This is a genomic window from Pseudomonas sp. TE3786, assembly GCF_054057335.1.
Map to the genome: position 1 here is coordinate 24,076 of NZ_JBSRZF010000027.1, position 14,253 is coordinate 38,328.

Sequence of the window (14,253 nt, forward strand, 5' to 3'; positions counted from 1 at the left end):
GGATGCCACCACCACGCAAGCACGGCTTGCGCTATGTGATGCGTTGCATCACATAGCGCGCACATGATCGTGAGTTTCCAGCCCAAGGGTTTGTGTCTGTTTCATCAGACCGGCTCAACCCGCGGCATTCGAGCCGATCATGCGAAGCGACTAGCGCGTCTGTTACACGCTCCGGACCAAGCCAGCACACCAGCAGACCTGGATCGACTGCACTGCCGTCACTTGACCGACAGCCAAGAGCAAAAGTACGTCCTTAACGCCTGCGCAGGTAAAAACCAAGCCAGCGCATTTTTCCCTTCTTCTACTCAATACGCTCCAGCACTTGCCGCCCCTGGCACCGCCATCTATACCCTGTAAAGCCTGATTAGCTAAAGGGACGCATGATGCTGGGCATGGTCTTTACCGAGTTCCTGGAAATGGTCGAGCAACGCTATTCGCCGGAGCTGGCGGATCAGATGCTTACCGAAACGCCCCTTGCCAATAACGGCGCTTATACTGCGGTTGGCTATTACCCCCATGAAGAAATGCAGGCGCTGGTGACGACCCTGTCGCGGCTTACCGGCAGTAGCGTGTCGGCGCTGGTGCAGGTGTATGGCGAACATCTGTTTCAGCGCTTCGTCGAGCTGTATCCCCAGATGCTGGAGCACTGCGACGACGCCTTCAGCCTGCTGGCCAGTGTCGATGGCCATGTGCATCAGGAAGTGCACAAGCTCTATCCGCAGGCGCAGTTGCCCAGCTTCGAAACCGCCGAGCACACGGCCCAGCACCTGGTGCTGATCTACCGTTCCAGCCGCGGTTTGGCCGACCTTGCTGAAGGCCTGATTCGCGGCTGTATTCAGCACTATGGCGAATCGGTGCGCATCCACCGCGAGGACCTGCCCGGCAGTGCCGGCAGCGCCACCCGCTTTGATATGACCCGCCAGTGAGCGACGAACTGTGGCAGCGGCGCCTGGATCGCGAGCGCCAGGCGCGCAAGACCGCCGAGCAATTGCTCACCGAGAAATCCCGCGAGCTGTACCTGAGCACCGTCGAGCTGAAACACGCCCTGGCCGCTTCGGAGGACCAGCGTCGCCTGCAATTGGCACTGTGGGGCAGCGGCGAGCTGATCTGGGAGTGGCAGGCTCAGGACAATCTGATGCGCCTGCACTATTTCTCCAGCCAGCCGGGGGAACCGCTGGGCGAGAACCTGAGCCTGGATGACTGGGTGCAACGCCTGCACCCGGAGGACCAACCCGCCGCTCTGCAAGCCTGGAACGAACACCTGCGCGGCACTTGTGACTATTACGATCTGGAATTTCGCCTGCGCAACACGCCCGAGCAACCCTGGCATTGGCTGCGTATGCAGGGCCGCGCGGTGGAGCGCGGCAGCGATGGTCTGGCGCAGCGCATCACCGGCACCTGCAAGGACATCGGTCGCCAGCGTGAGGCGGAGGAACACTTGCGCCTGCTGGCCGCTGCCTTCGCCAATAACCGCGATGCCAACGCCGTGTTGGCCAGCGACAAGCGTGTGCTGCAGGCCAACGCGGCGTTTCTTGAGCTGATGGGCATCAGCGCCGCGCAGTTGCCCGACCTCAAGCTCGATCAACTACTGCTCGATGGGGACAACCGCTGTCCGTGGATAGCAATGTCCAGCACCGATCATTGGCAAGGTGAACTCACCTGCCTGCGCCCGACCGGCCAGCGCACGCCAGTGGAGCTGACCAGCACCCTGGTGAGCAGCCGCGATCAGCAGGTCGGTCACCTGGTGCTGTCGTTGCGCGATATCAGCGAGCGGCGTCGTGCCGCCGATCACTTGCAGCATCTGGCACGCCTCGATGTGCTTACCCAACTGCCCAACCGCCTGCAATTTCAGGAGCACCTGCAGCGCGCCCTGGAGTACCAACACGGCGACAGCCACCTGGCCCTGCTGTTTGTCGATCTGGATGACTTCAAACAGGTCAACGATGCCTTTGGCCACGATATCGGCGATGCCCTGTTGCAACAGGTGGCCAAGCGCTTGCAGCAAGCCCTGAGGCACGGTGACCTGGTGGCGCGCTGGGGCGGCGACGAGTTTGTGGTGCTGCTGGAGTTGCGTAATCAGGCCGAAGTGCTGCTGGTGGCCGACAAATTGATCAAGGCACTGAACGACCCGATGTACCTGGCTGGGCACATCCTTACGGCCACGCCGAGCATCGGCATCGCGCTGGCCCCTGATCACGGCAACGAAGCCGGCGACCTGCTGCGCCATGCCGACGCCGCCATGTATGTGGCCAAGCGCGAAGGACGCAACCAATACGCCTTGTACCGCCCGGAGTTGAACGAGCAACTGGTGCACCGGATCAAGCTGGCCAATCTGTTACGCCGGGCGCAGGCGCGCAACGAACTGAGCCTGGCGTTGCAGCCGAAAATCCGTTTGAGCGACCAACGCATTGTCGGCGCCGAGGCCTTGCTGCGCTGGGACACCCAAGAATACGGGCGGGTGCCGCCGGACACCTTTATCCCGCTGGCAGAAGAACTGGGCCTGATCGTGCCCATCGGCCATTGGCTGGTGCGCGAGGCGGCGCTGTTGCTCAACGACTGGCAAGCGCGCGGCTGGTCTTTGACCCTGGCGATCAATCTGTCGGCCCGGCAACTGCGCGACGAGCAATTGCTACCCGTGCTGCGCCACAGCATGGGCCAGTGCGCAGCGCCTGCCGAGGCCCTGGAGCTGGAGGTGACCGAGTCGATTCTGCTGGAAGACTCCGCCTTCGCTCGCCAGCGCCTGCAAGCGCTGCGCGACGCCGGCTTTCGCATCGCCCTGGATGATTTCGGTACCGGGTACTCGTCGTTGAGCTACCTGAAGGAGCTGCCGCTGGATCGGGTCAAAATCGACCGCAGCTTTATCTCCGACCTCGAACAGTCGCCCCGCGGGCGCGCCCTTTTATCCTCGATTGCCGGGCTGTGCCGCGCGCTGTCGCTGCAAACCACTGCCGAGGGGGTCGAAACTGCCGCGCAACTGCAGCTGGTACAGGCCGAAGGCATCGACGAGGTGCAGGGTTATTACTACTACCCGCCGCTGAGCATCGAGGCCTTCACTCGCTTACTGGCGACAACCAACCCGGGCGCAGAAGATGGCGACCGCACTGCACGCTAGGCAACGCACGGGGAACAAGGAGAAGGGACGATGAATATTCAGGATATTTTCGAGCTCGCCAAGGCCGGTGACTTGCAGGGGTTGGAGTTATGGTCGCTGGAGGGCGGCATCTATTTGCTCCAGGCCCAGGTGGCGGATCTCCTGCACCCGGTGAAGATGAATGACGGCGAAACCTTGCGTTTGCGCTCGGTGACTCAGGCGCGGGAGTTGCTCGAAGGTCTGCCGATGGTGGTGCCGTTTCACCTGGTGCACTGCGAGGTACATACCGAAATGTGCGGCTGCAGCCAAGAGTGCCAGGAGCCCCTGCGCCAGCCGCTTACGCTGGGCTCGGCCTGGTAGGGCAAGCGGCGTTGCGGCGCTCTTTGGTGGTCATATTTACGTCATCTTTTTTTAATACTGTTGCCACCTCGGGCGCTTCCGCCCTGCGGTGGTTTCTTCATGCTGTGTGCCGAACTCAAGTCCTTTCATATGGTGGCCCGCCTGGGCAGCATTACCCAGGCGGCGAAGAAACTCGGCCTCAGCCAGCCCACGGTGACCACCCAGATTCGTCATCTGGAAAGCCAGTACGGCGTGGAATTGTTCTACCGCGGCGGCCGCCGCCTGACCCTCAGCGATGAAGGCGTACGCCTGCTGCCGATGGTGCAAAACCTGTTGCAGCAGGAAGCCGATATCGAGTTCTTTTTGCGCAATAGCAGCCAGGTCCAGGGCGCGCTGCGCATCGGTGCCACGGCACCTTATTACGTGCTCGATCTGGTGCGCGGCTTTCGCCAGCAGTTTGCCCAGTGCGAAGTCACGCTCACCATCGGCAACTCCCAGGAAGTGCTCGAAGCGCTGGAAGACTACCGCGTCGACCTTGCCGCCTCGTCGCAGTTGGTCGAGGACGCACGCCTGACCCGCCTGGTGCTGGGCCAGGACCCATTAGTGCTGGCCGTGCACCGCAGCCATCCCCTGGCGGTGCATAACCGGGTGCCCTTGAGTGCGTTGGCCGGGCACTGCCTACTGATGCGCGAAACCGGCTCCACCACCCGCGTGCTCACCGAAAAACTGCTGCGCGAAGCCGGCGTGGCACCGGCCTCGCTGCTGGAGATCGGCAGCCGTGAGTCGATCCGCGAAGCGGTGCTGCGCAATATCGGCATCAGCATCATCGCCCGCCAGGAAGTGCCGGATAATCCCCAGCTCAAGGTGGTCGAGCTGGAGGGCGCGCCGCTGATTGCCGAGTATTTGTATTGCCTCAAAGAGCGTCGCCATGCGCGCTTGCCGGCCGCATTCTGGAAATTGGCGCGCGGCGCTTTGTCGGCTTCGCAGGGGTGACTTACACAGCGACCATTCGTATTAGCGCTGCTTATCCATCAGGCACTTATGCGAAGCACTAAATCGTAAAATCGTATTAGTTGAATTACAAAATAAAACTGCTGATCGACAGCCTCCTTAACTCACTAGGCTTTTTCTGTAACTTCCGCACTGCCATGAAATTTAAGGTTATTTTTAATTACCAAATACAACTCATGATTATTGTCAGACAATTATAAAAACCCCCTCAACAGTAACAAGTGACAAATTTCAGCACCTACTCTCTCTCATCATCAAGCGATTATATTGACGCCAAAAAAACGCGTCCCGGGTTATGCGAATTACGTTCATAAATTATTGTTGGGCTGCTCACAAAAGTGCCCGCCCACTCGACTTCCGCGCCTAACTGGAGCGCCACTTGCTATCGCCTCGGCCAGATAATTAAAACGGCAGGGATCGGGCATGTTTGGTGATGACGGCAGTAAAGCGAACATAGGGCGATTGGGTTTGGGCATGGGCTTGAGTTGCTGCCTGGTGGCGCAAGGCTGGGCTGCCCCACCACCGCCTGGCGAACTTATTCCCGAGATCCAGCACGAGTTTGCGCGGCTCTACGACCTCTCGGACAGCGCCTTGGAATTGCAAGTAGAGCCCACCCTGGAAGTCTTTCCCGAGTACCGTGCCGATCTGCTGAAGTACCTGGGCACGGGGGCCTCGCCTGAGCGTCGCAAGCTACTGGAAAAAGTATCGAAAGCCTCCAAGGAAGAGTTGGCGGCGTGGTTTGAAACCGACGCCGGCAAGGTCGGGATTTCGGCAGCGGTAGCGGTAGGTGCCGTGGCGGCTATCGCCGCGACTAACAAGGGCGGCAGTGGCCACCACCCGCCAGCAAACCCTGCGCCACCGGCGGACGATCCAACGCCAGTGGTGCCAGCCCCGCCCCCGGTTGTTCCGCCCGTAGCACCGGTTGTTCCACCGGTGGCACCTGTAGTTCCTCCAGCGGGTCCGGTAGTGCCGCCGGTTGCCCCCCCTGTTGTCACGCCCGAGCCAAAGCCCGATCCCGGCCTGGACCCCAGCGCTCGCGCGACCTACCGCACCACCGAGTTCAAAACCACCCAGACCCTCAACGCCATTCACGCCGACTACGCCTATGCACGGGGCGGCACCGGCGAGGGCGTGGTGATCTCGGTACAGGATGTCGATCAGATCAACACCCTTCACCCCGAACTGGTGAACCAGATGGCGGTCGGCAGTGTGCTCGGCGGTGAACCTGACTATGCAGCCGGCGAAACGGATGGCCATGGCACCGCAGTGGCCCGTACCGCGCTGGGCGAGAAAAACGGCGTGAATTACCACGGCGTTGCTTACGACGCGAAGCTACTTACCCATTGGGGCCAGGGCGATTCCCAGGTAGTGGACCGGGAAATTCAGTACGGCGCGCGCATTTCCAACCACAGTTATGTGGTGGGGGGTACCAACCAGCAGATTGCCGACACCTGGGGCGCGATGTACCAGCGTGGTGTGGATGCCGGCATCATTTACGTGTGGGCCGCCGGCAACGATAAAACCCAGCCCGAGCCGTCTTCCTTTGCCAGCATGCCGCTGCTGGTGCCGGGCCTTAAAGGCAACTGGCTGGCCGTGATTGCCGTCGACCTGAACTACGACTGGGCCAACGAAGGCAACGCCACCGCCTCGTCGCTGCAAGGCAACCCCTGCGGCGCGGCCAAGGCGTGGTGCATCGCGGCACCCGGCTTTGGTTTCCAGGTTCCCACCCCGGGTGGCATCAGCTTTACCACCGGCTCGTCGCTGGCCGCGCCTACGGTCTCAGGTGCTCTGGCCGTGCTGATGGATGTGTTCCCTACCCTCACTTCCGAACAGATCGTCAACCGTGTTCTGGTGTCTGCCAATAAGACCGGTATCTACGCCGATCAAAACGTCTACGGTCAGGGCTTGCTGGACCTGGACACCGCCACCCGGCCTATTGGCGCGCTGATGATCAACACCCAGAGCGGCATGGCCATTCCGATCAGTCGAGCGGCCATGGCGGAAAGCTCGCCGCTGGGCAATGCGGTACGCAGTGCCTTGTCCACGGTCAACCTGGTACTCAAAGACAGCCTCGATGCGCCATTCCTGGTAAAAGGCGACGCCCTGGGCAACGGCCAGGTGGCCGAGCGCAGCCGTATCGACACCGTCGCCTACCTGCAGCGGCAGAACCTGGAAAATACCCAACAGCAGCTGCACACCGCCGGCGGTCTGCGCATGACGTACAGCGAGGGCGGTGAAGGCAGCGGTCTGGCCGGCCTGGGGCAGGTCCAAGCCTGGCAGCCGCTGGGCAACAACCTGGCGTTGAGTGCCAGCGTCAACACCGATCCGTCCTGGAGCCAGGGCTTGCTCGACGCCCAACCGGCGCTGCGCAACACCAGCGTCACCGAGGCATTCAGCAACCCGTACCTGAGCCTGCAAGAGCAAGCCAGCGGTGCCGGCCTGCGTTGGAACATGGGGCAGAACTGGCACAGCGCTGTACAGGTGCAGACGGCCAAGGCCGCGGAACGCTTCAGCGACCGCCCGAGCCACGAGCAGCAACACAGCGTACAAAGCGAATGGGGTTACACCAGCGCCGCAGGCCTGAGCGCCAGTGTGCAACTGGGCGCGCTGCAAGAACAGCAACGCCTGCTCGGTGCCGAAAGTGACAGCTGGTTAGGCAATGGCCAATCACGCACCGTGTTCAGCGGCCTTAACGTCAATGTGCCAGTCGGCCAACAGTGGAACCTCTATGGCCGCTACAACACCGGCCGCACCACCTTGCAAGGCAATGGCTGGGCGCAAGCGGCGGCGCTGCGCAGCGACAGTTTTACCCTCGGCGTGCTCGGCCAGCCCGACCCGCAGCTGCAGGTGGGTGCCCTGGTGTACCAACCGCTACGGGTAAAAAGCGGCAACCTGAAAACCGAACTGCCCACCGGCTTGAACGCCGACAACAGCGTGGCCATGAACCGCGTCAACCTCAACCTGAGCGCGGAAGCGCGGCATATGGAGTACGAGCTGTTTATGCGCTACGAATTGCCCGCCTGGGCAATCAACTTCAAAGGCAGCCTGCTGCGCGTCGAGGACTACAACAACCAGGCGGGCAACAACGACTCGATGGTGATGTTCAACGCCGGCATGCAGTACTGAGGGGACGTTCGCACCGAGGTAGCTCAGCGCCACAGGGTGCGCGCTGAGCTACCCGGCCGGTTGGACAGCCACCGCCGTTCGCAGGGGTGGATGCCCGTGATGGCGTGCTTAGTTGATCTCGGTGACGAAGTTTTCCCGCGACCGACGCACTTTCTCCAGGTTTACCAACCAGTCGCCCTCCGCCGCACGATGCCCCAGCGGCAAAATCACCACGCTGCGCAGGTGCTTGGCACCAAGGCCGAGAATCTCATCCACTGCGGCGGGGTCGAAACCTTCCATGGGTGTGGCGTCCACTTCTTCGAATGCCGCCGCGATCAGCGCCGAGCCCAGGCCGATATAGGCCTGCCGCGCAGCGGCCTGGTAATTGCCCTCTTTGCCACGCTGGGCAACGATCCCCAACAGCTGCTTGCGGTAGTTTTCCCAGCCTTCGTTGACGGTACCGCGCACCTGATTGGTGAGGTCGAACATCATGTTGACCCTGGCTTCGGTGATGTCGTCCCAGGCAGCGAACACCAGCAGGTGCGAGGCGTCAGTGACCTGCGCCTGGTTCCAGCTGACGGCTTTGATCTTTTCGCGAATTTCCGGGTTGGTCACCACCAGCAGTTCAAACGGTTGCAGGCCGCTTGAGGTGGCCGTCAGCCGCACCGCTTCAATAATGCGTTCCAGCTTTTCGGCGGGCACGGTTTTCGAGGGGTCGTACTTTTTCGTGGCGTAGCGCCATTTCAGCAGTTCGGTCAATTGACTCATGAGCAACTTCCATCGGTTTCAGTAAGGGGTACAGCCTAATCGCGACAGGCTGCCGGACCAAGCCTGGGCGTGAGTTAACGATTAAAGCCAACCTGAAGGTCAAGGGTTAATTGCGCACCACTGGCAAGCGCCGCACTGTAAAAAACGCCAATACCACTATCGGTAACTTTTGCCCTACTGCCACAAAGCCTTCGCATCACCTCCCTAGCATGGGTCTGGTCTAGCCCAATCGTGCTTCGAGGTTTTCTGATGACTATCCCCCACTCCGTCAATATGCAGGTGCGCAACATCCATAAGGGTTTCAGCGCCTTTAAAGCCCTGGACGGGGTGTCGCTGGATATCGCTGCGGGTGAATTGGTGTGCCTGCTCGGCCCCTCGGGCTGCGGCAAGACCACCCTGCTGCGCTGCATCGCCGGCCTGGAGCGGCAGGACAGCGGCAGCATCGTGATCGGCTCGCGGGATGTCTCCGAACTGCCGCCACAGGCCCGTGACTACGGCATTCTGTTTCAGTCCTACGCGCTGTTTCCCAACCTTACCGTTGAGCAGAACATCGGCTACGGCCTGAATGGCAACAGCCGCGCCACCATCAAGGCGCGGGTCGCCGAGATGCTGGAACTGGTCGGCCTTCTGGGTAGCGAAAAGAAATACCCGGGGCAGCTGTCCGGCGGCCAGCAACAGCGCGTGGCCCTGGCCCGCGCCCTGGCACCGGCACCCTCGCTGTTGCTGCTCGATGAACCAATGTCGGCCCTCGATGCGCGGGTGCGCGAACACCTGTGTGGCGAACTGCGCGAGCTGCAAAAACGCCTGGGCATCACCACCCTGATGGTTACCCACAATCAGGACGAGGCCATGCTGATGGCCGACCGGATTGCGGTGATCAATCAGGGCCGCGTCGAGCAATACGCCAGCCCGCAAGAGATCTACCGCAAGCCGGCCACGCCGTTTGTGGCCGAGTTCGTCGGCCAGGGCAACTGGCTGCCGTTCGAGCGCAGCCTGGATGGCCATGCCCGGGTCGGCGATATCAGCCTGCGCCTGGCCAATCGGCTACCTGGCGAGGCCCGGGGCCGGCTGTTCTGCCGGCCGGAGTCGGTGGTGATCAACCCGCCGGTCCATGAAGAAAATCTGTTCTCTGCGCAGATGCGCGAAATGACCTTTCTCGGCAACCGTTGCCGCCTGCGCTTTGAACTCGACGCCCTGCCCGGCCATTCGCTGCTGGCCGAGCTGGAGCCGGAAGCCATGCCACGCCTGAACGGTGCCGATATCTGGGTGGCGTTGCCGCCGCGCAGTTTGCAGGTGTTTGTGTGATGGCGGGGGTGGAGGTCAAGCCTGCCGTTTTGGCTGAAGACCAATCGCGGTTAAAACCGCGCCTACGGGATCGTGCGCGCTCACGTAGGAGCGGTTTTAACCGCGATAGCTTTATCGCCGACCGCTTATTTATCCAAGGCGGCCAATGGTTACTTCTGCTGCTGTTGCTGCTCACCGTTCTGCTGCCCCTGCTGGCCATGCTCTGGCGTGGCTTTGCCGGTGATGCCAGCCAGGGCGGCGGGCTCAGCGCTGCGGCAGCGCTGTTTGGCAGTGCCAACTTCCGCTGGCTGCTGGGCAACAGTTTGAAAGTGTCGCTGACTGTGGCGTTGATCGTGGTGCCGCTGGCCTATGCCTTCGCCTATGCCCTGCAACGTACCTGCATGCCGGCCAAACCGCTGTGGCGCGGTATTTCTCTGCTGCCGCTGTTGGCACCGTCGATGCTGCCAGGCATTGCCCTGATCTATCTGTTCGGTAACCAGGGCGTATTGCGCGGGCTGATTGCCGACAATATCTATGGCTTCTGGGGCATCGTCATCGGCCAGGCCATCTACACCTTTCCCCATGCGCTGATGGTGCTGCTGTCAGCCCTGGCCCTGGCCGATGCGCGCTTGTTCGATGCCGCCTCGAGCATGGGTGCTTCGCCGTGGCGAGCGTTTCGCAGCATCACCTGGTCGGGCAGCCGCCAGGGCGTGTTCGCCGCGCTGTGCCTGGTGTTCACCCTGTGCATCACCGACTTCGGTGTGCCGGTGGTGGTGGGTGGCGACTACCAGGTGCTGGCGTTGGAGGCCTACAAGGCGGTGGTTGGCCAGCAACAGTTCGGCCGTGGCGCGCTGATCGGCATGGTGCTGTTGCTGCCGGCGCTGCTCAGTTTTGCCGTGGACCTGTGGCTGCGCCGCCGCCAGCGCGATGCCATGGGCGGCCGCGCGCAGGTCTATCACCCGAAACCATCGCCAGGCCGGGACCGCGCCTTTCTGGCCATCACCCTGCTGATCTGCCTGGCCCTGCTCGGTGTGTTCGGCATGGCGATCTTCTCCTCGCTGGTGAAGTTTTGGCCCTACAACCTGTCGCTGGCGCTGGACCACTACGCCTTCTCCGAATTGCCCGGCGGCTGGCTGGCCTACCGCAATAGCCTGGTACTGGCCGGCTGCAGCGCCGTGTTTGGCAGCCTGGTGATTTTCACTGGCGCCTACCTGATCGAAAAAACCCGCCAGACCGCTCTGACTCAGGCCCTGCGCCTGCTCAGCTTTGTGCCCATGGCGGTGCCGGGTTTGGTCTTCGGTCTGGGCTATGTGTTTTTCTTCAACCAGCCGCACAACCCGTTGAACGGCCTGTACGGCACCCTGACCCTGCTGGTGCTATGCACCATCGCGCACTTCTTCACCACCGCGCAGATGACCGCCGCGGCCGCCCTGCGCCAGCTCGATGGCGAGTTCGAGGCCGCCGCGCTGTCGCTGAAGGTGCCGCTGCTGCGCCACTTTCTGCGGGTGACCTTGCCGATCTGCCTGCCGGCGCTGCTGGACATCATTCGCTACCTGTTCGTATCGGCGATGACCACGGTGTCGGCGGCGATCTTTCTCTACAGCCCCGACAGCGTGCTCGCCGCCGTGGCCGTATTGAACATGGATGACGCCGGCAACGTCGGCGGCGCGGCCGCCATGTCGACCCTGATTCTGCTCACCTCGGCCGGCGTTTCCCTGCTGCTGGCCGGGCTTTCCCGTGGCCTGTTGCGCCGCTCCCAGGCCTGGCGTCAGCCAGCGCCCGGGCACTGATTCACGCTGCCCAAAACAACCAACGCCAACCTAGGAGTCATGCCATGTTCAAACGTACCGCCCTGGCCGCCGGCCTGCTCGCTGCCTGTGCCTTGCAAGCGCAAGCCAACACCGAGCTGACCGTGTACACCGCCCTCGAAGTGGAACAGCTCAAGGCCTACAAAGAAGCCTTCGAGAAACAGAACCCGGATATCGAAATCAAATGGGTGCGCGACTCCACTGGCATCGTCACCGCCAAACTGCTGGCCGAAAAAGAGCGCCCGCAGGCTGACGTGGTCTGGGGCCTGGCCGGTTCCAGCCTGGCGATCCTGAAACAGCAAGGCATGCTCGAAGCCTACGCACCGGCCAACCTCGACAAGATCGGTGCCCACTACCGCGACGCCAGCACCCCGCCATCCTGGGTGGGCATGGACGTATGGGCCGCGACCATCTGCTTCAACACCGTGGAAGCCGAGAAGCTCGGTCTGCCCAAGCCGACCAAATGGGAAGACCTGACCAACCCGGTGTACAAAGACAAGATCGTCATGCCTAACCCGGCTTCCTCCGGCACCGGCTACCTGGACGTCAGCGCCTGGCTGCAAACCTTCGGCCAGGCGCAGGGCTGGGCCTTTATGGACAAACTGCACGCCAATATCGGCCAGTACACCCATTCCGGCTCCAAGCCGTGCAAGCTCGCTGCCGCCGGTGAATTTCCGATCGGCATCTCCTTCGAATACCCGGCCGTACAGCTGAAACGCAAAGGCGCACCGCTGGATATCGTGTTGCCCAAGGAAGGCCTGGGCTGGGAAATCGAAGCCACCGGCATCATCAAAGGCACCGCGCACCTGGACGCTGCCAAGAAGCTCGCCGACTTCTCCGCCAGCCGAGAAGCCATGGACCTGTACAAAGTCAACTTCGCCGTCCTGGCCCAGCCCGGCATTGCCGAGCGCTTCCAGGAACTGCCGGCTGACTACGAACAGCGTCTGATCAAAAACGACTTCAACTGGGCCTCGGAAAACCGCGAGCAGATTCTTGCCGAGTGGCGTAAGCGCTACGACGGCAAATCCGAACCCCTGCCGCAATAAGCACCGCGTTACCGCCCGGCCACCTTGCCCTGGCCGGGCTTTTTTTCTCCTTACCCGTTTGCGGAGTTTTTTATGTCTGAGCACGATTGCGACCTGCTGATCGTCGGTGCCGGTATTCTCGGCCTCGCCCACGCCTGGGCTGGCGCCAAACGCGGCCTCAAGGTCAAGGTATTCGAACGCAGCCACACCCCGCTGGGGGCATCTATCCGCAATTTCGGCCAGGCGCTGGTTGGCGGTCAGGCGCCGGGGGTGATGCTCAATCTGGCGCGTCAGGCCCGTGGGCTGTGGGCCGATCTGGGCCAGCGCGCTGGCCTCAGCCTGCACCAGCAGGGCTCGCTGTTGTTCGCCCGCACCGAGGCCGAAGAAGCGTTGCTGGAGGCCTTCGTCAACGGCCGTGGCGAAGAGCTCGGCTACCGCACCGAACTGCTGCGCGGCGATGCGCTGAACGCCCTGTACGGCGGGCGCTTCAGCCACCACCGGGCGGCCTTGCATGGCCTGGACGATCAACAGCTGTATTCCCGTGAAGCGCTGCCGCAGATCATCGACTACCTGGTGCGCGAGCATGCCGTGGAGTTTCACTTCTGCACCCTGGTGCGCGATGTGCAATCGGGCAGCGCCCAGACCAGCGCCGGGCGTTTTAGCGCACGGCATATCCTGGTGTGCTCCGGCCATGACTACCAGACCCTGCTGGCCGAGCCGATCAGCCGCCTGCAACCGCAGGTGTGCCGCCTGCAAATGCTGCGCGCCCGGCCAAGCCAGCCGCTGGCCCTGCAACACTCACTGCTCACTGGCCTGAGCTGCACCCACTACGGTGCCTTTGCCGACCTGCCGGAAGCCGACGCCATTCGCCGGCAGGTGCGCCGCGAACAGCCGGAACTGGAAGCCCTGGGCATTCACCTGCTGATCAGCCCCACGCCCTATGGCGAGTTGATCATTGGCGACTCCCACGACTACGGCAGCGATGCCTCGCCCTTCAACGCCGAAAGCACCGACCGCATCCTGCTCGAGCTGGCTGAACACACCCTGGGCATGCCGGTCGAGGTGATCGAACGCTGGCAAGGCGTATACGGTGCCCGCGGCCCAGGCCCGTTCAGCGTCACCCGCGCCGCCGATGGCGTGACCGCGGTGCTGATGCACACCGGGCTGGGCATGAGCGTCGGCCTGGGCCTGGGCGAACGCACCGTCGCCGCCCTACTGGGAGAAGGTCCATGGCCAACGGCATAAACCGCGCAACCAGCGTCCGTGAGCTGTTCGCCCTGTGCCAGCAACAGGCCGAGGCGGACTACATCGGCGAGGCCATCAGCCAACTCGAACATATGGCCCAGGCCGCCAAGTTGGCCGAACAGGAAGGTGCCGATGACGAACTGGTACTGGCGGCTTTTCTGCACGACGTCGGGCACTTCTGCCAACCGCTGCAAACGCACACCCGCATGGCCGAAAACGGCCGCCAAGGCCATGAACAGGTCGGCGCGCACTGGCTGCGCAGCCTGGGTTTTCCCCAGCGCCTGTGTGACCTGGTGGCCAGCCATGTCGACGCCAAACGCTACCTGTGCGCCCGCGAACCGGGCTACTTCGAAGCCCTGAGCCCGGCCAGTCGGCAGACCTTGGTATGGCAAGGCGGGCCGATGAACGCCGAGCAGGCGGTCGCGTTTGAGCGTGACCCGTTGTTTGCCGATGCGCTGCGGTTGCGGCGCTGGGATGAGGCGGCGAAGGTGGTGGGCAAACCGCTGCCGGATTTGGCCAGGTGGGAATGCACCGCAGCTCGGCTATTGGACGCCGTTTCCTGAGCCATTCCGGGTCC

General features: G+C 62.5%; 11 protein-coding genes and 1 pseudogene. 11 read left to right on the forward strand and 1 reads right to left on the reverse strand.

Translation table 11 applies throughout. The annotated features are described in order from the left end of the window. Nucleotides 1-63: 63 nt before the first annotated feature. From ACVW0Y_RS22035 to ACVW0Y_RS22060, 6 genes and pseudogenes are all read left to right on the forward strand, one after another. Nucleotides 64-213, forward strand: a pseudogene (locus ACVW0Y_RS22035) (type II toxin-antitoxin system RelE/ParE family toxin); the annotation flags it as partial. 170 nt (nt 214-383) lie between these two features. Next, nucleotides 384-926: a heme NO-binding domain-containing protein gene (locus tag ACVW0Y_RS22040; RefSeq protein ID WP_457441239.1), complete on the forward strand. Its 543-nt coding sequence runs from the start codon at nt 384-386 to the stop codon at nt 924-926. Next, nucleotides 923-3,112 carry a putative bifunctional diguanylate cyclase/phosphodiesterase gene (locus ACVW0Y_RS22045; protein WP_457441240.1) on the forward strand — a complete coding sequence of 730 codons (2,190 nt, stop codon included), beginning with the start codon at nt 923-925 and terminating at the stop codon, nt 3,110-3,112. Before ACVW0Y_RS22040 ends, ACVW0Y_RS22045 begins: the two co-directional genes overlap by 4 nt. Before the next feature lie 30 nt (nt 3,113-3,142). Beyond that, nucleotides 3,143-3,451 carry a DUF6482 family protein gene (locus ACVW0Y_RS22050; protein WP_457441241.1) on the forward strand — a complete coding sequence of 103 codons (309 nt, stop codon included), beginning with the start codon at nt 3,143-3,145 and terminating at the stop codon, nt 3,449-3,451. Between the two features lie 99 nt (nt 3,452-3,550). Next, nucleotides 3,551-4,423 (forward strand): LysR family transcriptional regulator, encoded by an 873-nt coding sequence (locus tag ACVW0Y_RS22055; RefSeq protein ID WP_457441242.1) that lies wholly within the window; start codon nt 3,551-3,553, stop codon nt 4,421-4,423. Between the two features lie 441 nt (nt 4,424-4,864). Then, nucleotides 4,865-7,567, forward strand: coding sequence for a S8 family peptidase (locus ACVW0Y_RS22060; protein ID WP_457441244.1), 2,703 nt, complete (start codon nt 4,865-4,867; stop codon nt 7,565-7,567). 108 nt (nt 7,568-7,675) lie between these two features. On the opposite strand, the gene ACVW0Y_RS22065 is transcribed toward ACVW0Y_RS22060, so the two are convergent. Continuing rightward, nucleotides 7,676-8,314, reverse strand: coding sequence for an NAD(P)H-dependent oxidoreductase (locus ACVW0Y_RS22065; protein WP_457441246.1), 639 nt, complete (start codon nt 8,312-8,314; stop codon nt 7,676-7,678). Nucleotides 8,315-8,563: 249 nt separating this feature from the next. On the opposite strand from ACVW0Y_RS22065, the gene ACVW0Y_RS22070 reads away from it, so the two are divergent. The 5 genes from ACVW0Y_RS22070 to ACVW0Y_RS22090 all read left to right on the forward strand — a co-directional run bounded on the left by ACVW0Y_RS22070 (nt 8,564) and on the right by ACVW0Y_RS22090 (nt 14,239). Beyond that, nucleotides 8,564-9,619, forward strand: coding sequence for a putative 2-aminoethylphosphonate ABC transporter ATP-binding protein (locus ACVW0Y_RS22070; RefSeq protein WP_457441247.1), 1,056 nt, complete (start codon nt 8,564-8,566; stop codon nt 9,617-9,619). Next, nucleotides 9,619-11,388: a putative 2-aminoethylphosphonate ABC transporter permease subunit gene (locus tag ACVW0Y_RS22075; protein ID WP_457441249.1), complete on the forward strand. Its 1,770-nt coding sequence runs from the start codon at nt 9,619-9,621 to the stop codon at nt 11,386-11,388. Before ACVW0Y_RS22070 ends, ACVW0Y_RS22075 begins: the two co-directional genes overlap by 1 nt. Before the next feature lie 44 nt (nt 11,389-11,432). After that, nucleotides 11,433-12,452 (forward strand): putative 2-aminoethylphosphonate ABC transporter substrate-binding protein, encoded by a 1,020-nt coding sequence (locus ACVW0Y_RS22080; protein WP_457441251.1) that lies wholly within the window; start codon nt 11,433-11,435, stop codon nt 12,450-12,452. 72 nt (nt 12,453-12,524) lie between these two features. Further along, nucleotides 12,525-13,676: a TIGR03364 family FAD-dependent oxidoreductase gene (locus ACVW0Y_RS22085; RefSeq protein ID WP_457441253.1), complete on the forward strand. Its 1,152-nt coding sequence runs from the start codon at nt 12,525-12,527 to the stop codon at nt 13,674-13,676. Next, nucleotides 13,661-14,239, forward strand: coding sequence for a phosphonate degradation HD-domain oxygenase (locus ACVW0Y_RS22090; RefSeq protein WP_457441255.1), 579 nt, complete (start codon nt 13,661-13,663; stop codon nt 14,237-14,239). Before ACVW0Y_RS22085 ends, ACVW0Y_RS22090 begins: the two co-directional genes overlap by 16 nt. Nucleotides 14,240-14,253: the final 14 nt, after the last annotated feature.